The sequence below is a fragment of the Streptomyces sp. NPDC001796 genome (assembly GCF_042892355.1).
In the GTDB taxonomy this organism is placed as follows: domain Bacteria; phylum Actinomycetota; class Actinomycetes; order Streptomycetales; family Streptomycetaceae; genus Streptomyces.
Map to the genome: position 1 here is coordinate 95,717 of NZ_JBIAUC010000002.1, position 19,298 is coordinate 115,014.

Below are 19,298 nucleotides of genomic sequence, written 5' to 3' on the forward strand. Positions count from 1 at the left end.
AAGAAACCCCAGGTCAGAGCCCTCGACCTGGGGTTTACCATGGAGCCGCCTTCGGGATTCGAACCCGAGACCTACGCATTACGAGTGCGTTGCTCTGGCCATCTGAGCTAAGGCGGCGCGCTGCCCGCACTATGGTGCGATCAGCAACGTCGGTAAGTCTACACAGTTTCGGAGGGTGCTCTGACCACCCCCCGGAGGGGGAGCCCCCAGGGGGTGGCGCGGTGTCTACGAGCAGCGCTTTCCCTTCGCCGGTGGCGTGCCGCGGAGCAGATACGCGTCGATCGTCGAGTCCACACACCTGCTACCGCGGCCGTATGCGGTGTGGCCGTCACCGTCGTACGTGAGGAGCCTGCCGGAGGAGAGCTGGGAGGCGAGGGAGCGCGCCCAGCGGTAGGGGGTGGCCGGGTCGCGGGTCGTGCCCACCACCACGATCGGCGCCGCACCCTCCGCCTGGATGCGGTGCGGCCGTCCCGTCGCGCGCACCGGCCAGTACGCGCAGCCCAGCGATGCCCAGGCCAGTCCCCGCCCGAACACCGGGGATGCCTTCTCGAACGCCGGGAGCGCCTTCTCCACGTCCTCCGGGCCCGAGAACGCGGGCGGCAGGTCGAGGCAGTTCACGGCCGCGTTCGCGGACATCAGGTTCGCGTATCTGCCGCCCGTGTCCCGCTCGTAGTAGCCGTCCGACAGCATGAGCAGACCGGCGCCGTCGCGGTGCTTCATCGCCGAGGTCAGCGCCTGGCGCAGCCGCGGCCAGGCCGCCTCGTCGTACATCGCGGCGATCACTCCGGTCGTCGCCAGGGCCTCGCCGAGCCTGCGGCCGTCCGCGTCGCCCGTCGGGATGGGTGACGCGTCGAGCTTCTTGAAGAAGGCCTTCAGCCTGTCGCCGACCTTCGCCGGCGAGGCGCCCGGGCCGCCCAGCGGGCAGTCCGGTCGCCGGACGCAGTCCTTGGCGAAGGACTGGAACGCCGTCTCGAACCCCGCCGTCTGCTCCACGTTGAGCCTGCGCGCGGACAGGGCCGGGTCCATCGCGCCGTCCAGCACCATCCGGCCCACCCGCTCCGGGAACAGTCCCGCGTACGTCGCCCCGAGGAACGTCCCGTACGACGCTCCCACGTAGTTCAGCCTCCGGTCGCCGAGCACACCGCGCAGGATGTCCATGTCCCGGGCCACCTCGACCGTGGAGACATGGCGCAACAGGGCCGCCGAGTGCCGCCCGCAGCCCTCCGCGAACCGCTTGAAGGCATCCACCAGGCGGCGCGTCTCCGCAGGGCCGTCGGGGGTGATGTCGGTCTGTGCGTACGCGTCCATCCGGGGGCCGTCGAGGCATTCGATCGGCTCGCTGTGGGCCACGCCGCGCGGGTCTACGGCGACCATGTCGTAACGGGAGCGGATCTCTGCCGGGTAGCCGACGCCCGCGTACTGCTCCAGATAGCCGACGGCCGAGCCGCCCGGCCCGCCCGGGTTCACGAGCAGCGACCCGAGGGGCCTGCCCTGGCCGGTGGCCCTCTTGCGGGCCACGGCGAGCCGTACGTCACCCGCGCCCGGCTTGGCGTAGTCGCGCGGGGCCTTCATGGTGGCGCACTGAAAGCCTGGGACGCCGCAGGTGCGCCAGGTCAGCTTCTGTGTGTAGTACCTGGCAAGCGCCGACGGAGGGGACTGGGGCAGCGCGGCCAGGGCCGTCTGTGCGGTCGTCGAACCGCCGGTGGAGCAGGAGGAGACGAGCAGCGCGGTGGCGGCGAGCAGCGTGCCGCCCGTCCGCATCGCGGGAAGGGAACGACGGGAGCTTCGGGGACGGCGGAGGGGGTGCAGAAGGCGGGACGGCCCGGGAATGCGCCTGGTGTGCATCTCGTGAGCGTAACCGTGCGCGACGGATTGATGCCGTTCAGCGACGCAGGCACCTCGTATGAGTGACAGGGTCAAGTACGCGGTCGATCGCCCGCCCGCCTGCCCACGGAAGAGCGGCGACCTTCGCTCCTCATCCCGCTCTGAGCGCCATCGTCATCGCCTCCACCGCCAGCAGCGGCGCCACATTGCGGTCCAGGGCGTCCCGGCACGCGGCGATCGCCTCGATACGGCGGAGGGTGGCCTCGGGTGCGCTGCCGCGGGCCAGCCGCTCCAGGGCGTCCTCCGCGTCCGTGTTGGCGAGGGCGACGCGGGAGCCCAGCTGGAGGGCGAGGACGTCGCGGTAGAAGCCCGTGAGCTCGGTGAGGGCCTGGTCCAGGCTGTCGCGCTGGGTGCGCGTCCTGCGGCGCTTCTGCTTGTCCTCCAGCTCCTTCATGACGCCCGCGGTGCCGCGCGGCATCCGGCCGCCCTGCGCCGCGCCGAGCGCCGCCTTGAGCTCCTCGGTCTCCTTGGCGTCGATCTCCTCGGCGAGCTGCTTGGAGTCGTCCGTGGCCGCGTCGACCAGCTCCTGGGCGGCTCTGAGGCAGCCGCCGATGTCATCGAGCCGCAGAGGGAGCTTCAGGACGGCGGCCCGGCGGGCGCGGGCCCGCTCGTCCGTGGCCAGCCTGCGGGCACGGTCGACGTGGCCCTGGGTCGCGCGGGCGGCGGCAGCGGCGATCTCCGGCTCGATGCCGTCCCGCCGCACGAGCATGTCCGCGACCGCCTCCACGGAGGGCGTGCGCAGGTTCAGGTGGCGGCAGCGGGAGCGGATCGTCGGCAGGACGTCCTCCAGGGACGGCGCGCACAACAGCCAGACCGTGCGGGGGGCGGGCTCCTCCACCGCCTTCAGGACCGCGTTGGCCGACTTCTCGTTCAGCCGCTCGGCGTCCTCGACGAGGATCACCTGCCAGCGGCCGTTCGCCGGCGACGTGAACGACTTGCGGACCGTGTCGCGCATGTCGTCGGCGAGGATCTGGGTGCCGACTGCGGCGACCGTGGTGACGTCCGCGTGGGTGCCGAGCAGGGCGGTGTGGCAGCCGTCGCAGAAGCCGCAGCCGGGCGCTCCCCCGAGCGCGCGGTCGGGGCTCACGCACTGCAGCGCCGCGGCGAAGGCCCGCGCCGTCTGCGTACGTCCCGCGCCGGGCGGACCCGTGAACAGCCAGGCGTGCGTCATCTTGGACGCCTCGGGCGGCGGGGTGTCGGCGGCGGTCGCCGTGACCAGGGCGTCGGCGTCCCGGGCAGCCGCGTCGAGCTGCTCGCACACCTTCTCCTGGCCCACCAGGTCGTCCCACACGCTCACGGGGACACCGCCCTTCCGTCGTACTGCGCCCTACCGCGATCCATTGTGCGGGTCACCACTGACAACGGCGGCGGGCACCGGCAGCCGGGGCAGACCCAGCTCAGCGGCGCCTGCCGCGCCCCCGCCCGTCCCGGCCGTCGTCCCAGTCCTCGTCCTGACGGGGGCCGAGCAGTTCGTCAGCCAGGGTCGGGAGGTCGTCCAGGGGCGTTTCCTCCGCCCAGTCCGGGCGCGGGCGACGAGGGCGGCCGTCGGCGTCCAGCTGCGGCAGCTCGCGCGTGCGGTCCTCGGCGCCGTCCGGTCGAGGAGCCGGGCTCTCGTCGCGGAAGAAGCCCGGCGGCACCCTGTCCGCCGGATCACCGGCGCCCGTGTCCCGGACGGGCGGCAGGACGGCCGTCTCGTCGGCGGATCCCGGCACCACGGGAGGCAGCACCGCCGTCTCGTCGGCCGCTCCGTGCGGCTCGGGCGGCGCCGGCAGCTCCGCCGTGGTCTCGGCGTCGGTGTCACGCGCCCGTACCGGCGGCAGGACCGCGGTCTCGTCCACCGGCCCGCCGGACGCGTTCGTCGGCGTCACCAGCGGCGTGGGGACCGTCGTCTCGTTGTCCGGCGAAGCACCGGCACCCCGTGCGGGCGCGTCGGATCCGGCGGATCCCGTGGCGGACGGGGCCGATGCCGATGCCGCCGCGGCCGACGCCGCCGCCTCCGCCGCGGCCCTGCGCGCCTCCTCGGCCCGCAGCAGCGCCTCCTCGGCCTTCCGCTGCTTCTCCAGCCGGCGCTCCTCGGCCTCCGCCCGCAGCCGGGCCTCCTCCTCGGCCTCCCGGCGCCGTCGCTCCTCCTCGGCCCTGCGCCGCGCCTCCTCCTCGGCCCGGGCCTTCTCCTCGGCCAGCAGCCGCGCCTTCTCCTCCTCGGCGCGCCGACGGGCTTCCTCGGCCCGCAGCCGGGCCTCCTCCGCCTGCCGCTCCGCCTCGCGGCGCTGCGCCTCCTCCAGCTCGCGCCGCTTGCGCTCCTCCTCCTCGGCGCGCAGCTTGGCGAGCTGCTCCTGGCGCTCGCGCTCCAGCCGCTCCTCCTCGGCCTTGCGCGCCGCCTCTTCCTCGGCCTTGCGCCGGGCCTCCTCCTCGGCCTTGCGGCGCGCCTCCTCCTGCGCCTTCAGCTCGGCCTCGGACAGCGGGAGCATCTGGTCGAGCCGGGCCCGGATCACGGTCGTGACCGCCTCTGGCTCCTGTCCTGCGTCGACGACCAGGTAGCGCGCGGGGTCGGCGGCGGCCAGCGTGAGGAAACCGGACCGCACACGCGCGTGGAACTCGGCCGGCTCCGACTCCAGCCGGTCCGGCGCCTCGGTGAACCGCTCCCGCGCGGTCTCCGGCGCGACGTCCAGCAGGACCGTGAGGTGCGGCACAAGGCCGTCGGTCGCCCAGCGGTTGATGCGGGCGATCTCGGTCGGGGACAGGTCACGGCCCGCGCCCTGGTAGGCCACGGACGAGTCGATGTAGCGGTCCGAGATCACGACGGCGCCCCGCTCCAGGGCCGGACGTACGACCGTGTCCACGTGTTCCGCGCGGTCCGCCGCGTACAGCAGGGCCTCCGCGCGGTGCGACAGGCCGGCGCTGGAGACGTCCAGCAGTATCGACCGCAGCCGCTTGCCGACCGGAGTGGCGCCCGGCTCCCGGGTCAGCACCACCTCGTGGCCCTTGCCGCGGATCCACTCGGCGAGCGCCTCGGCCTGAGTGGACTTCCCGGCGCCGTCGCCGCCCTCCAGGGCGATGAAGAACCCGTTCGCCGCGGGGGCGTGCTGCGGATCGTCGCCGCCGCGCAGGGCGTCGAGCAGGTCCTGCCGCAGCGGCACACCGGAGCGGTCGTCGACCTTGGCGAGCACCAGCGCGGCCACGGGCAGCAGCAGCGCGCCGACCAGCATCAGCGTGAAGGCGGCGCCGCCGTGTGCGAACACGAACCTGCCGTTCTCCATCCGGTGCGGCCCGATGGCCCCGGCCACCAGCGGCGCCGCGAGCGCGCAGAGCGCGACGCACACCCGGACGACCGCGTGCAGATGCTCGGTCGTCCGCGCCCGGCGGTGCTCCTCGGCCTCCTGGTCGAGCAGCGTGTGCCCGGTGTTCGCGGCCACACCCGCGCCGATGCCCGCGAGCAGCGCGATCAGCAGCACGCTGGCGACGTCCGGGTCGAGACCGGCGGCGAGCAGCGCTATCCCGGTGAAGGCGATCGCCAGTGCGAGCAGCCGACGCCGCGAAAGCGCGGGCAGCACGCGGGGCGCCGTACGGATGCCGACGACCGTGCCGCCGGTCAGCGCGAGGAGCAGCAGGCCGTACAGCACCGGGCCGCCGCCCAGGTCCTTGGCCTGCAGCACGCAGACGGCGACGGCGGCCGCGACCGCCCCGGCGACGGCGGCGCAGGCGAGCACCAGAAGCGGGAGTGCGCCCGTGCGGCCCTTCGCGACGCCCGCGTCCGTCCGGGGACGGCGCAGGCCCTCCAGCGGTGACCGCGCGCGGGGGGTGCGGGTGCCGGGCAGCTCCAGCGAGGTGGCCACCGAAAGGGAGGCGGCGAACAGGCCGGCCGCCACGTACGACGCGAGGGCCGCCTGGTGCTGGCCGAACCAGGCGATGCCCGTGCCCAGGAGGTTGTTCACCAGCGCCACCACGACGAGTCCGGCGGCGGCCAGCGGCACCGCCACGAATCCCGTCCGCAGCGACAGACGGCGCAGGGCGTCCATGTGGTCCGGCAGCGGACGCACCGTCGCGCCCTCGAGGGGCGGCGCGGGCAGCAGGGCGGGCGCCGCACTCTCGTGGCACACCGTCCAGAAGCGCTCGGCCACGCCGGTGACGAAGGCGGTGACCAGCAGGAGCGCGAGCGCGTGGCCCGGGGTCCAGTCGATCCACAGGGGGGCGACGATCAGCAGGGCGGCCCTCAGACCGTCCGCGCCGACCATGGTCCAGCGGCGGTCGAGCGGCCCCTCCTGGGACGTCAGCGCGCCGAGCGGGCCGAGGAGCACGGCCCCGAAGAGCAGGGTGGAAAGAATCCGTGCGCCGAAGACGGTCGCGATCGCGAACGCCACACCCCGGTAGCCGCCGCCGAACGATCCTTCGTCGACGGCCGCCTGGAGGACGAGCAGGACCAGGACGAGCACGGCGAGCGCGTCACCGATGCCGCCCACGAGCTGTGCGCTCCACAGCCGCTTCAGCTGCGGCTGGCGCAGCAGGGCGCGGACGGCGCGCTCGCGGGAATCTGCGACCAGGGCGTCGTCGGGGGCTGCTTGGGGGGCCGTTGGCTGCTCGGCTCGCGTCATGCATTCAGACTATCGGGAGCCACCGACAGCCCGATGCGGCCACTCGCCATGTACACACGGCCCGACACCGAACCGATGCCGGACCGTGTGTTTGGCGAAGGGGATGTGAGGAACCGGTGCCCCCTGCGGGCTCGGTCCTCGTCCGCGTCAGTCCTCCGCGGTGCCCTTCGACGCCGCCGTCCTGGCGGCAGCGGTCTTCTTCGCCGTCGTCTTCTTCGCCGTCGTCTTCTTCGCCGTCGTCTTCGCGGCGGTCTTCTTGGCGGCCGTCTTCTTCGCCGCGGTCGCCGTCGTCTTCTTGGCGGGTGCCTTCTTGGCGGCGGCCTTCTTCGCCGTCTTCTTCGCGGGCGCCTTGGCGCGCTTCTCCGCGAGCAGCTCGAAGCCGCGCTCCGGCGTGATCGCCTCCACGCTGTCGCCGGAGCGCAGGGTCGCGTTGGTCTCGCCGTCGGTGACGTACGGCCCGAAGCGGCCGTCCTTGACGACGACCGGCTTCCCGCTCACCGGGTCCTCGCCCAGCTCCTTCAGCGGCGGCTTGGCGGCCGCCCGGCCACGCTGCTTGGGCTGGGCGTAGATCGCCTGGGCCTCCTCCAGCGTGATCGTGAAGATCTGGTCCTCGGACTGCAGCGAGCGCGAGTCCGTGCCCTTCTTCAGGTACGGGCCGTAGCGACCGTTCTGCGCGGTGATCTCCTGCCCGTCGGCGTCGGTGCCCACGACGCGCGGCAGCGACATCAGCCGCAGTGCGTCGTCGAGGGTCACCGTGTCCAGCGACATCGACTTGAACAGCGACGCCGTGCGCGGCTTGACCGCGTTCTTGCCGGTCTTCGGGGTGCCCTCGGGGAGGATCTCCGTGACGTACGGGCCGTAGCGGCCGTCCTTGGCGACGATCGGGCGACCCGTCTCCGGGTCCGTGCCCAGCGGACGCTCGCCGCTCGGCTTGGCCAGCAGCTCCTCCGCCAGCTCGACGGTGAGCTCGTCGGGCGCGAGGTCGGCCGGGATGTCGGCGCGCTGGTGCTGCTCGGTGTCCTTCTCGCCGCGCTCGATGTACGGGCCGTAGCGGCCGACCCGCAGCACGATGTCGTTGCCGACGGGGAACGACGACACCTCGCGCGCGTCGATCGCGCCCAGGTCGGTCACCAGCTCCTTGAGGCCGCCGAGGTGGTCCCCATCGCCGTTCCCGGCGTCGGCCGCGGTGCCGTTGGCGCCCGCGGGGAAGCCGCTGTCGGATGCCGTCTCGCCGAAGTAGAACCGCTTCAGCCACGGCACGGCCTGCGCCTCGCCCCGGGCGATGCGGTCGAGGTCGTCCTCCATCTTGGCGGTGAAGTCGTAGTCGACGAGCCGCCCGAAGTGCTTCTCCAGGAGGTTGACCACGGCGAAGGACAGGAAGGACGGCACGAGGGCCGTGCCCTTCTTGAACACGTAGCCGCGGTCCAGGATCGTGCCGATGATCGACGCGTACGTCGACGGACGGCCGATCTCCCGCTCTTCGAGCTCCTTGACCAGGCTGGCCTCGGTGTAGCGCGCCGGGGCCTTGGTCGCGTGGCCGTCGGCGGTGATCTCCTCGGCGCTCAGCGCGTCGCCCTCGGCGACCTGCGGCAGCCGGCGCTCGCGGTCGTCGAGCTCGGCGTTCGGGTCGTCGGCGCCCTCGACGTACGCCTTCAGGAAGCCGTGGAAGGTGATCGTCTTGCCGGACGCGCTGAACTCGGCGTCCCGGCCGTCGGCGGCGGTGCCGCCGATCCTGACTGTGACCGAGTTTCCGGTCGCGTCCTTCATCTGGGAGGCGACGGTCCGCTTCCAGATCAGCTCGTAGAGCTTGAACTGGTCGCCGGTCAGACCGGTCTCCGCCGGGGTGCGGAAACGATCACCCGAGGGCCGGATCGCCTCGTGCGCCTCCTGCGCGTTCTTGACCTTGGCGGCGTAGGTGCGCGGCGCGTCGGGCAGGTATTCGGCGCCGTACAGGTGCGTGACCTGGGCGCGGGCGGCGGCGATCGCCGTGTCCGACAGCGTCGTGGAGTCCGTACGCATGTACGTGATGTAGCCGTTCTCGTACAGCTTCTGCGCGATCTGCATGGTGGCCTTCGCGCCGAAGCCGAGCTTGCGGCTCGCCTCCTGCTGCAGCGTCGTCGTACGGAACGGGGCGTACGGCGAGCGGCGGTACGGCTTGGACTCGACGGACCTGACCGAGAAGCGGGTGTCCGCCAGTGCGGCGGCGAGGGCGCGGGCGTTCGCCTCGTCGAGGTGCAGGACCTGGCCGCTCTTGAGCTGTCCCAGGGAGTCGAAGTCACGCCCCTGCGCGACCCTCCTGCCGTCGACGCTCTGCAGACGGGCGACCAGCGACGACGGGTCCGAGGGGTCACCGGCGCGGCCGGTGGCGAAGGTGCCCGTCAGGTCCCAGTACTCGGCGGAACGGAACGCGATGCGCTCGCGTTCCCGCTCCACCACGAGACGGGTGGCGACCGACTGGACACGGCCGGCCGACAGGCGCGGCATGACCTTCTTCCACAGGACCGGCGAGACCTCGTAGCCGTAGAGCCGGTCGAGGATGCGGCGGGTCTCCTGGGCGTCGACGAGCTTCTGGTTCAGCTCGCGCGGGTTGCGCACGGCCTGCTGGATCGCGTCCTTGGTGATCTCGTGGAAGACCATCCGCTTGACCGGGACCTTGGGCTTCAGCACCTCCTGGAGGTGCCAGGCGATGGCCTCGCCCTCGCGGTCCTCATCGGTGGCCAGGAAGAGCTCGTCGGATTCGCGCAGCAGATCCTTGAGCTTCTTGACCTGCGCCTTCTTGTCGGCGTTGACGACGTAGATCGGCTGGAAGTCGTGTTCGACGTCCACGCCGAGGCGGCGGACCTCGCCGGTGTACTTCTCCGGCACCTCCGCGGCGCCGTTCGGAAGGTCGCGGATGTGCCCGACGCTCGCCTCGACGGTGTAGCCCGGGCCGAGATAGCCCTTGATCGTCTTCGCCTTGGCAGGCGACTCGACGATGACGAGTCGGCGGCCGCCCTGTGCGGTCTCGCTGGTCGGGGACAACTTCGCTCTTCTCTCCGGTCGACGCTGGGGGCCTCCCCAGGCCTTGGTCCCGGGGTGAGGTCGCTTTCTGGCTCGCTGGTGACGCTGCGGAGTGTGACGGTACATCCCGCCCCCGTGTCAAACGGGAAAAGCCCACAACGGCCACTCGAACGGTAACCCGACTACCGGCATTCCTGCCGCCCGGACTGTCCAGCGGCTTTTTCCGGCCGGTCCGGCGGGTGATCTCCCCATTACTCCCGCCCCGGTCGCCCGGGGACCGGGAACGGTCACGTCAGAGGCGGAGGAGGCACCACGTACCGGCTGCGAGCGCGGCCACGGCGGCGAGGCTCGCGAGCGTGGCGGATGCGATACGGCTCACACCGTCCGCCACGGGCTCACCACGGTACAACCTGGTCGCGGTCCAGGTCAGCAGACCGCCGCCGAACAGGACGAACACCGTCCCTGTGATGATCGCCGGCCCGCTCTCCATGTCGTTTCCCTCCCGCCCGTCCGGCCCGGCTTCCCTCCGCCCGACCCGCCCCGGCGAGGGGAGGCTGGCACGCCGGGAAAGCCTGCGCGCGAACGTGGGGTGAACGCGTGGCGGGCGGCGGACAATTCACCCCGCACACCCTGTGCGCTCCGGCGCGACGGAGTGCAGGCCCGGGGGCTGGCGGCCAGCGGTCGGCGGCCGACAGTCGGCTGCCGCCGACCGGAACGAACTCGGCGCGAACTCGTTGGTGCGGCGCTTCGCGCCGACCTGGTGGGCCCACCGCAGCCCGACCAGCCCCACCAGCCCCACAGCCCCGATCAGCCCACCGCCCAGCTGCCCCCGCCAGCCCCAGCGCCGCCATCGGCCCGATGGCCCATGGCCTCAGGCCCCACTGGTCCGCGCAGCTCTCGTCAGCGCGCGGGTTCCAGGAACCCTTGTTCGACCAGCAACCGGATCTGTGCGGGCGTTCGGTCACGCAGCAGCACAGGGTCCTCGCCGACCAGCTGGGCGATGGCGTCCAGGATCCGTCCCGCGCTCAGCGTGCCGTCGCAGACGCCCGCGAAGCCCGCGCCGACCGTGTCCACCTTGGTGGCGCGGCGCATCCCCCGGTTCTGGCGCAGCACCACATGCTCCGGGTCCTCGGCGCCCGGCAGGCCGACCTGCTCCTGGACGACTTCGGCGGCGAGCTTGAAGTGCCCGGCGAGCAGGGCGGCGTCGTCGTGCGCCCGCAGGTAGTCGACGCGGTCGAAGTGGGCACGCACCGTGTCTCCGAGCGGCTGTTCGACCGGATGCGGCCACTCCTCGATCGTGATCGAGGGATCGGCCGCGTCGGTCCTGCGCAGGGCGATCCAGCCGAACCCGACGGCGCGCACCTTGCGCGCCTCGAACTCGTCCAGCCACGCGTCGTACCGCGCCTGGTACTCGGCCGCATCGCCGCGGTGGTCCCCGGCGTCCCTCAGCCACAGCTCGGCGTACTGCGTGACGTCCTGCACCTCGCGCTGCACGATCCACGCGTCGCAGCCGCGCGGCACCCACGACCTGAGCCTGTCCTGCCAGTCCTCCCCTTCCACGTGCTGCCAGTTGGCGAGGAACTGCGCGAACCCGCCCACGTTCAGCCGCTCCCCCGACCCGTGCACGAGCGTGCGGCACAGATCGTCCCCGCCCATCCCGCCGTCGCGGTAGGTGAGCCGGGCGCCGGGAGAGATCACGAAGGGCGGGTTGGAGACGATCAGGTCGAACGTCTCGTCTTCCCGGACCGGCTCGAAGAGCGAACCCTGGCGCAGATCGGCGGCCGGCGCGCCGGACAGCGCCAGGGTGAGCGCGGCGATGTGCAGGGCGCGCGCGTTGACGTCGGTCGCGGTCACGCGCGTGGCGTGCTGGGCGGCGTGCAGCGCCTGGATCCCGGAGCCGGTGCCGAGGTCGAGGGCAGAGCCGACGGGGGTCCGTACGGTGATGCCGGCGAGGGTGGTGGAGGCGCCGCCGACCCCGAGGACGACGCTTTCGTCCCGGCTGCCGATGCCCCCCGCACCGCCGACGGCACACCCGAGGTCGGAGACGATGAACCAGTCCTCGCCGTCCGGTCCGCCGTACGGCCGCACGTCCACGGTCGCGGCGACCTCGTCCCCGCCGGTGCGCACCAGCCAGCCGGCCTCCAGGCAGACGTCGAGGGGCAGGACGTCGGCCACGCGCGCGTGGAGCACGGGTTGTTGCAGCAGGAACAGCCGTACGAGTGTCTCCAGCGGCGTGTCCCCGCGCGTAGCCCGGAGTGCGGGGACGGTCTCGCTCCGCGCGAGCGCGGCGTACGCGGGCGCTCCGAGCAGGTCGAGCAGCCCGTCGGCGGTGAAAGAAGCGCCGAGGAGGGCGTCCCGCAGCTGTGCGGCGACATCGGTGCGGTCCAGGGAGGGCAGGGTGCGACTGGGGGTACTCACGCCCCCATTGTGGCGTGCGGGCGGACTCAGCCCGCGGTCGCCGAGGCCGTAGCGGCCGCCTTCTTACAGCTCGCCTGCTCGGCGATCGCCTTCTTGACGTCGCCCTGCTCGAGGTTCTTCAGCGCCGTGGTCCCGCTCTGGTTCTGCTTCTCCAGCTCGGTCATCTGCGCCGCGATGTCGTGCAGCCCGGACGCGAACTTGCCCTGGTCCTTCGTGTTGAGCGCGTCCACCTTCTTCTTCAGGTCGGCGTAGGACGCGGAGAGGTTGTTCAGGGTCTTCACAGCCTCCTGCTGCCGCTGCGCACCGCCGTCGACGCCGGGGGGCGCTCCGGCGTTGTTCAGGGCGGTCGCGAGCGCCTTGTACCCGTCGGACATGTCCTGGAAGGCCTGGGAGTCGGTCTTCTGGATGGTCTCCGGCGGGTTCGTGGTGTCCGAGGCCGCCTTCGTGATCGCGTCGTTGGCGGCCTTGATCTTCGCGTTCTGCGCCGGCACCGCGTCGCAGACCTGCTTGGCCCAGGAGGCCAGCTTGTCGTCGGTCTGGCTCTTGCCTCCGCTGGTGCAGGCCGACAGCGCCAGTACCAGTACCGCACCGCCGGACACTGTGGCCGCGAGCTTCTTATTCACCGGATTGGTCCCTTCCATGGCTCTCTCGGCCCGGAAGATACACGCCAATCGGGCGACGCCCGCAGGCCGAATATCACCTTTGGTAGTTATTACAGCCTTTTGCGCCAAGCGAGAGAAGGCTCACGAGAAGGCCCCGCACACGGACAAGGGCGGGCGCACGGCCTCTCGAGGAGCGCCGTACGACCGCCCGTGTGCCCGTATCTGACCAGGCGTGAGAGCGGGGTGCCGTACCGCCGGGCTACGACACCACCGCCGGATCAGCGGGCTTGGGCACCTCCTCGGCGTTGTCTTCGTCACCCACGGCGATCCCGCGCCGCTTGGAGACGTACACCGCGAGCACGATCACGACGAGCGCGACCACCGCGACGGCGATCCGCACGCCGAGGTTCCTGTCGCTGCCGTAGGAGAACTTGACGACCGCGGGCGCGATCAGCAGCGACACCAGGTTCATCACCTTGAGCAGCGGGTTGATCGCGGGGCCCGCGGTGTCCTTGAACGGGTCGCCGACCGTGTCGCCGATCACCGTCGCGGCGTGGGCCTCGCTGCCCTTGCCGCCGTGGTGGCCGTCCTCGACGAGTTTCTTGGCGTTGTCCCAGGCGCCTCCGGAGTTGGCGAGGAAGACCGCCATCAGCGTGCCGGTGCCGATCGCGCCCGCGAGGTAGGCGCCGAGCGCTCCGACGCCGAGCGTGAACCCGAGGGCGATGGGCGCCATGACGGCGAGCAGACCGGGCGTCGCCAGCTCCCTGAGGGCGTCCTTGGTGCAGATGTCGACGACCTTGCCGTACTCGGGTTTCTCCGTGTAGTTCATGATCCCGGGCCGCTCGCGGAACTGCCTCCGCACCTCGTAGACCACCGCACCGGCCGCCCGCGACACCGCGTTGATCGCCAGCCCCGAGAAGAGGAAGACGACCGCCGCGCCGACGATGAGGCCGACCAGGTTGTTGGGCTGCGAGATGTCCATGACGAGGCTCATCGGCCCGCCGTCGCCGACCTTCTCGCCCACGTCCTGGGCGGCCGTGGTGATCGCGTCGCGGTACGAGCCGAAGAGCGCCGAGGCCGCGAGAACGGCGGTGGCGATGGCGATGCCCTTGGTGATCGCCTTGGTGGTGTTGCCCACGGCGTCCAGGTCGGTGAGCACCTGCGCGCCCGAGCCCCGGACGTCGCCGGACATCTCGGCGATGCCCTGTGCGTTGTCGGAGACCGGACCGAAGGTGTCCATGGCGACGATCACGCCCACCGTGGTGAGCAGGCCCGTGCCGGCCAGCGCCACCGCGAACAGCGCGAGCATGATCGACGTACCGCCGAGCAGGAACGCCCCGTAGACACCGAGACCGATCAGCAGCGCGGTGTAGACGGCGGATTCCAGACCGACGGAGATACCGGCGAGGACCACGGTGGCGGGACCGGTCAGCGAGGTCTTGCCGATGTCTCGTACGGGACGGCGGCTGGTCTCGGTGAAGTAGCCGGTCAGCTGCTGGATCAGGGCGGCGAGCAGGATGCCGATGGCGACCGCGACGAGCGCGAGGATCCGCGGATCGCCGCTCTTGGCGCGGATCGCCGCGTCGGTGACGCCCTTGAGGGCGGCGTACGACGACGGCAGATAGGCGAAGACGGCCGCCGCGACGAGCCCCAGCGAGATCACCGCGGAGATGAAGAAGCCCCGGTTGATCGCGGACATGCCGCTGCGGTCGGCCCGGCGCGGGGCCACCGCGAAGATGCCGATCATCGCGGTGACGACCCCGATCGCGGGCACGATCAGCGGGAACGCCAGCCCCGAGTCGCCGAACGCGGCCTTTCCCAGGATCAGCGCGGCGACGAGCGTGACGGCGTACGACTCGAAGAGGTCGGCAGCCATCCCCGCGCAGTCGCCGACGTTGTCGCCCACGTTGTCGGCGATGGTCGCGGCATTGCGCGGATCGTCCTCCGGAATGCCCTGCTCGACCTTTCCGACCAGGTCGGCGCCGACGTCGGCGGCCTTGGTGAAGATGCCGCCGCCGACACGCATGAACATGGCGATCAGCGCCGCGCCCAGACCGAAGCCCTCGAGGACTTTCGGGGCGTTCGCCGCGTAGACGAGCACCACACAGGAGGCGCCCAGCAGACCGAGCCCCACCGTGAACATGCCGACGACACCGCCTGTGCGGAAAGCGATCTTCATCGCCCGGTGCGAGACGGCGGTGAGGTCCTTTTCCGGCTCACCCTCCGCCGGGGTCGCCTCGCGCGCCGCTGCGGCGACGCGCACATTGCTGCGCACGGCGAGCCACATACCGATATAGCCGGTGGCCGCCGAGAACGCCGCACCGATCAGGAAGAACACCGACCGTCCGGCGCGCTGATTCCAGTCGTCCGCGGGCAGCAGCATGAGCAGGAAGAACACGACTACGGCGAATACGCCGAGCGTGCGCAACTGCCGGGCCAGATAGGCGTTCGCGCCTTCCTGGACCGCGGCCGCGATCTTCTTCATGCTGTCGGTGCCCTCGCCGGCCGCGAGCACCTCGCGCACCAGAATCCCGGCCACGACGAGGGCTGCCACCGCGACGGCCGCGATGACCACCACGATCATGCGGTTGTCGTGGGTCAGGACCGCGGCCGCGAGGGCTGAGGGATGGTCAAACTGTTGAGGGGTAGAAAGCCCCGCCATTCGTCCTCCTTGACGCTTGGGCTGAGCTCAAGATGTGGACGGATTGTAGGTACCGGAACCTGATCAAAACAGTGCGCGGTAAACCGATTGAGACGTCACTTGCTCTTCAGGAAAAGATCGCACATCAGCCATAGAACCCGAAAGTGGTAACGCCCTAAAACCATTGACGAGATGGGCTCTTGATCAAATTATCGCGCTATTGATCGTGAAGGTATTCACGTGAAGCGGTTCACGAATTACGATACGACTTTACAAAAAGAAGGGCCCTGCACAGGCAGGACCCTTCGGGAGAAGTCTTCGGGGCTTGGGCAGAAACGTGCCGTCAGGCCGGGAACGGGGCGGTGCCGGGCGGCGTGGTCGGCCAGCTCATTCTGATCAGCCCGCCGCTCTCCCCGGTGGTGACCTCCACGTCGTCGACGAGGCCACTGATGACCGCGAGACCCATCTCGTCCTCCTCGGCCTCCGCCTCGACCGCGTCGGCACCCGCCGGCTCGTCCCCGGGCACGATGTGCGGCGCCTCGTCGCCGACCTCGATGGAGAACTGTTTCTCCTCCTCGTTCAGCAGCACTCGCACCGGCGCCGAGATGCCGTTGCTCTGGTGCAGTCCGACGGCCCGGGAGCAGGCCTCCCCGACGGCGAGCCTGACCTCGTCGAGTGCGGCCTCCTCCACTCCGGCCCGGCGCGCCACCGCCGCCGCCACGAGCCGGGCGGTCCTGACGTGTTCGGGCAGCGCGCTGAAGCGGAGTTCAACGGTGGCCATGCATCCCCCTCAGAACTTCGGGCGTGCGGTCGGGGGGCCGGGCCGTACTGGCCCGCACCCCCCGCTCTTGCTTCTGCCGTCCGGGCACCACGGCCCGGAAGCGGGGTCAGTCGGTGGCCGACACCGCTTCCTCGACCGAGGTGTGGATCGGGAACACCTTGGTGAGGCCGGTGATGCGGAAGATCTTGAGAATGCGCTCCTGGTTGCACACCAGGCGCAGGGAGCCCTCATGGGCTCGAACACGCTTCAAGCCGCCCACCAGCACGCCGAGCCCGGTGGAGTCGAGGAAGTCCACGCCCTCCATGTCGACGACGAGGTGGAAATTCCCGTCGTTCACCAGCTCGACCAGCTGCTCGCGCAGCTTGGGCGCGGTATATACGTCGATTTCGCCACCGACCTCGACGACCGTACGATCGCCGACGGTACGGGTCGACAGGGACAGGTCCACGGATCCTCCAGCACCTTGCTATCGAGCGGTCGCCCTAGGGCACCTCGGCTTCAGCCCCCGGGACGGTTCGCCAGCCGCGATGGCATTCAATCACTTACCGGCAGGCGTGTACGACGCCTTGGACCCATTGTCCGTCACGCCAGTGACACACTCGGTGCCGATGGCCAAGAATCACCGATCCGATCGACCCACGACGGGCCCCGTGTCCCGCCTCTCGCCGGGCACGGTGCTGGACCGGCTCGCCTCGGGTCCCAGCCGGGCTGCGCGCATCACTCATACGGAGCACTTGCCCCCGCGAGAGGGTCGCCATGCCGTCTGGCCGGACCGGATCCGTGCCGAGGTCGTCGCCGCCGTGCACCGCGCGGGCATCGAGCACCCCTGGGCCCACCAGGCGCTCGCCGCCGAGCACGCCCTGGACGGCGACTCGGTGGTCGTCGCCACGGGCACGGCGTCGGGCAAGTCGCTCGCCTACCTGGTCCCGGTGCTGTCGCGGCTGCTGGACGGGTCCGAGGCTCCGAACGGCCGGGGCGCGACCGCCCTGTACCTCGCCCCCACCAAGGCCCTCGCGGCGGATCAGTGCCGATCGGTGAAGGAACTTTCACACCCTCTCGGCACGGCGATCCGCGCGGCGGTCTACGACGGCGACACGCCGCCCGAGGAACGGGAATGGGTACGCCAGTACGCCAACTACGTCCTCACCAACCCTGACATGCTGCATCGCGGCATATTGCCCTCCCATCCGCGCTGGTCCTCCTTCCTGCGCGCCCTGAAGTACGTCGTCATCGACGAGTGCCACACCTACCGCGGCGTCTTCGGCTCCCATGTCGCCCAGGTCCTGCGCCGACTGCGCCGCCTGTGCGCCCGCTACGGCGCCTCACCCGTCTTCCTGCTGGCCTCCGCGACCGCCGCCGAGCCCTCGGTGGCCGCCCGCCGCCTCACCGGCCTGCCGGTCGTCGAGGTCGCGGACGACGCCTCCCCGCGCGGTGAGCTGGTCTTCGCCCTCTGGGAGCCGCCGCTCACCGAGCTGCACGGAGAGCGGGGCGCGCCCGTCCGTCGCACGGCCACCGCCGAGACCGCCGACCTGCTGACCGACCTGACCGTGCAGGGCGTGCGCTCGGTCGCCTTCGTCCGCTCCCGCCGCGGCGCCGAGCTGATCTCGGTGATCGCCCAGGAACGTCTGGCTGAGGTCGACCGCTCCCTGGCCCGTCGCGTGGCCGCCTACCGCGGCGGCTATCTTCCTGAGGAGCGCCGCGCGCTGGAGCGGGCCCTCCACTCCGGCGAACTCCTCGGCCTCGCCGCGACGACCGCCCTGGAGCTGGGCGTGGACGTGTCCGGGCTGGACGCCGTGCTGATTGCCGGATACCCGGGGACACGCGCGTCGCTGTGGCAGCAGGCCGGGCGCGCGGGCCGTGCCGGTCAGGGCGCCCTGGCGGTGCTGGTCGCCCGTGACGACCCTCTGGACACCTTCCTCGTCCACCACCCCGAGGCCCTCTTCGACCAGCCGGTGGAGTCCACGGTCCTCGACCCGGACAACCCCTACGTCCTCGCGCCGCACCTGTGCGCGGCGGCGGCCGAGCTGCCGCTGACGGAGGACGACCTGGAGCTGTTCGGTCCCGCGTGCGTGGACGTGCTGCCGCAGCTGGAGGCCGCGAAACTGCTGCGCCGCCGCACTAAGACCTGGCACTGGACGCGCCGGGAGCGTGCCGCCGACCTCACGGACATCCGCGGTGCGGGCGGGCGCCCGGTCCAGATCGTCGAGGCCGGCACCGGTCGGCTGCTCGGCACGGTCGACGCGGGCGCCGCCCACACCACGGTCCACGAGGGCGCGGTCCATCTGCACCAGGGCCGTACGTACCTGGTGCGGTCGCTCGACCTGGAGGACTCCGTCGCCCTGGTCGAGGAGGCCAACCCGCCGTACACGACGGTCGCCCGGGACACGACCTCCGTCTCCGTCCTGGAGACGGACGTCCAAGTACCGTGGGGCGAGGGCCGGTTGTGCTACGGGTCCGTGGAGGTCACCAACCAGGTCGTCTCCTTTCTGCGTCGACGTCTGATCACCGGCGAGGTGCTGGGCGAGACGAAACTCGACCTCCCTCCTCGCACGCTGCGCACCCGCGCCGTGTGGTGGACGGTCACCGAGGACCAACTGGACCAGGCCCGGATCGGCCCGGAGATCCTCGGCGGCGCGCTGCACGCGGCCGAACACGCCTCGATCGGCATGCTTCCGCTCTTCGCCACCTGCGACCGCTGGGACATCGGAGGCGTCTCCGTGCCGCTGCACCCGGACACGCTCCTGCCCACGGTCTTCGTGTACGACGGCCACCCGGGCGGCGCGGGCTTCGCGGAGCGCGCCTTCCACACGGCCCGCGCCTGGCTGTCCGCCACCCGTCAGGCCATCGCGTCCTGCGAGTGCGAGGCGGGCTGCCCGTCCTGCATCCAGTCCCCCAAGTGCGGCAACGGCAACGATCCGCTGCACAAGAGGGGTGCCGTACGCCTCCTCACGGCGCTGCTGCGCGGGGCGCCCGAGGAGGCGGCGAGCGGTCCGGCGGCTCCGGCGCCCTCGGCTCCGCCGGCCCGGCCCTCGCCCTGACCTCGGTGGTGAACGGCCCCGCGGCCGACGCCGCTGTGACGTCGGAGACCGCCCCCACGAGCGCGCACCGCACGAGCCTGCTTCCCTGGGCCCGGGCCACCCGGGCCGCCGTGGCGCACGCCTTGCCGCCCCCGTCGACCCAGTGGTCCGCGGCTGCGAGCGCGGCGAGGTCGGCCGCACCGGCCGCACGGTGCCGGGCCAGCACGACCTCGCCCTGGGCCAGCAGGACGCCGAACACGGCACACATCGCACCGAGCAGACACACGACCCAGACGGTGGCGGAGCCGCGATCCGAACGGGCCGCCGCCAGCCGGGCATTGAGAGCAACCAAGAGCTCCCGGACGC

The 19,298-nt window shown here is 71.7% G+C and carries 12 protein-coding genes and 1 tRNA gene; 1 reads left to right on the top strand and 12 read right to left on the bottom strand.

The genetic code is table 11. The annotated features are described in order from the left end of the window. Positions 1–40 precede the first annotated feature (40 nt). From ACFYZE_RS03945 to bldG, 11 genes are all read right to left on the bottom strand, one after another. Positions 41–117 (bottom strand) — tRNA-Thr (locus ACFYZE_RS03945). Between the two features lie 108 nt (positions 118–225). Next, the gene (locus tag ACFYZE_RS03950; protein WP_388988176.1) at positions 226–1,845 is read right to left on the bottom strand and encodes an alpha/beta hydrolase; all 1,620 of its coding nucleotides are present in this window, start codon (positions 1,843–1,845) and stop codon (positions 226–228) included. Between the two features lie 130 nt (positions 1,846–1,975). Next, entirely contained in the window at positions 1,976–3,181 is a 1,206-nt protein-coding gene (locus tag ACFYZE_RS03955; protein ID WP_388988179.1) for a DNA polymerase III subunit delta', read from the bottom strand. 100 nt (positions 3,182–3,281) lie between these two features. Next, a complete protein-coding gene (gene tmk / locus ACFYZE_RS03960; RefSeq protein WP_388988182.1) occupies positions 3,282–6,473 on the bottom strand; it encodes a dTMP kinase in 3,192 nt (1,063 codons plus the stop codon). Positions 6,474–6,620: 147 nt separating this feature from the next. Next, entirely contained in the window at positions 6,621–9,494 is a 2,874-nt protein-coding gene (gene topA, locus ACFYZE_RS03965; protein WP_388988185.1) for a type I DNA topoisomerase, read from the bottom strand. Between the two features lie 271 nt (positions 9,495–9,765). Further along, complete coding sequence (locus ACFYZE_RS03970) at positions 9,766–9,963, bottom strand: hypothetical protein (RefSeq protein WP_388988187.1); 198 nt, start codon at positions 9,961–9,963, stop codon at positions 9,766–9,768. A 410-nt stretch (positions 9,964–10,373) separates the two neighbouring features. Next, positions 10,374–11,891, bottom strand: a complete 1,518-nt coding sequence (locus ACFYZE_RS03975; protein WP_388988189.1) for a methyltransferase — start codon at positions 11,889–11,891, stop codon at positions 10,374–10,376. 26 nt (positions 11,892–11,917) lie between these two features. Beyond that, positions 11,918–12,532, bottom strand: a complete 615-nt coding sequence (locus ACFYZE_RS03980) for a small secreted protein (RefSeq protein WP_388988191.1) — start codon at positions 12,530–12,532, stop codon at positions 11,918–11,920. A gap of 220 nt (positions 12,533–12,752) precedes the next feature. Then, positions 12,753–15,155 (bottom strand): sodium-translocating pyrophosphatase, encoded by a 2,403-nt coding sequence (locus ACFYZE_RS03985; RefSeq protein WP_388988193.1) that lies wholly within the window; start codon positions 15,153–15,155, stop codon positions 12,753–12,755. 322 nt (positions 15,156–15,477) lie between these two features. Then, positions 15,478–15,915, bottom strand: a complete 438-nt coding sequence (locus ACFYZE_RS03990) for an ATP-binding protein (protein WP_388988194.1) — start codon at positions 15,913–15,915, stop codon at positions 15,478–15,480. A gap of 106 nt (positions 15,916–16,021) precedes the next feature. Beyond that, on the bottom strand, positions 16,022–16,363 hold the full coding sequence (gene bldG / locus ACFYZE_RS03995; RefSeq protein WP_103840429.1) for an anti-sigma factor antagonist BldG: 342 nt from the start codon (positions 16,361–16,363) through the stop codon (positions 16,022–16,024). A gap of 79 nt (positions 16,364–16,442) precedes the next feature. Here bldG and ACFYZE_RS04000 point away from each other — a divergent pair, with 79 nt between their 5' ends. Further along, positions 16,443–18,953 carry a DEAD/DEAH box helicase gene (locus tag ACFYZE_RS04000; protein WP_388988198.1) on the top strand — a complete coding sequence of 837 codons (2,511 nt, stop codon included), beginning with the start codon at positions 16,443–16,445 and terminating at the stop codon, positions 18,951–18,953. Here ACFYZE_RS04000 and ACFYZE_RS04005 read toward each other — a convergent pair. Beyond that, positions 18,862–19,284 (bottom strand): Rv3654c family TadE-like protein, encoded by a 423-nt coding sequence (locus ACFYZE_RS04005; protein ID WP_388988201.1) that lies wholly within the window; start codon positions 19,282–19,284, stop codon positions 18,862–18,864. The genes ACFYZE_RS04000 and ACFYZE_RS04005 overlap by 92 nt on opposite strands. Positions 19,285–19,298: the final 14 nt, after the last annotated feature.

Excerpts from the sequence above, each read along its gene's own strand:
- ACFYZE_RS03950 (WP_388988176.1), bottom strand. The coding sequence starts at position 1,845 with ATGCACACCAGGCGCATTCCCGGGCCGTCCCGCCTTCTGCACCCCCTC.
- tmk (WP_388988182.1), bottom strand. The coding sequence starts at position 6,473 with ATGACGCGAGCCGAGCAGCCAACGGCCCCCCAAGCAGCCCCCGACGAC.
- ACFYZE_RS03970 (WP_388988187.1), bottom strand. The coding sequence starts at position 9,963 with ATGGAGAGCGGGCCGGCGATCATCACAGGGACGGTGTTCGTCCTGTTC.
- ACFYZE_RS03980 (WP_388988191.1), bottom strand. The coding sequence starts at position 12,532 with ATGGAAGGGACCAATCCGGTGAATAAGAAGCTCGCGGCCACAGTGTCC.
- ACFYZE_RS03985 (WP_388988193.1), bottom strand. The coding sequence starts at position 15,155 with ATGGCGGGGCTTTCTACCCCTCAACAGTTTGACCATCCCTCAGCCCTC.
- ACFYZE_RS03990 (WP_388988194.1), bottom strand. The coding sequence starts at position 15,915 with ATGGCCACCGTTGAACTCCGCTTCAGCGCGCTGCCCGAACACGTCAGG.
- ACFYZE_RS04000 (WP_388988198.1), top strand. The coding sequence starts at position 16,443 with ATGGCATTCAATCACTTACCGGCAGGCGTGTACGACGCCTTGGACCCA.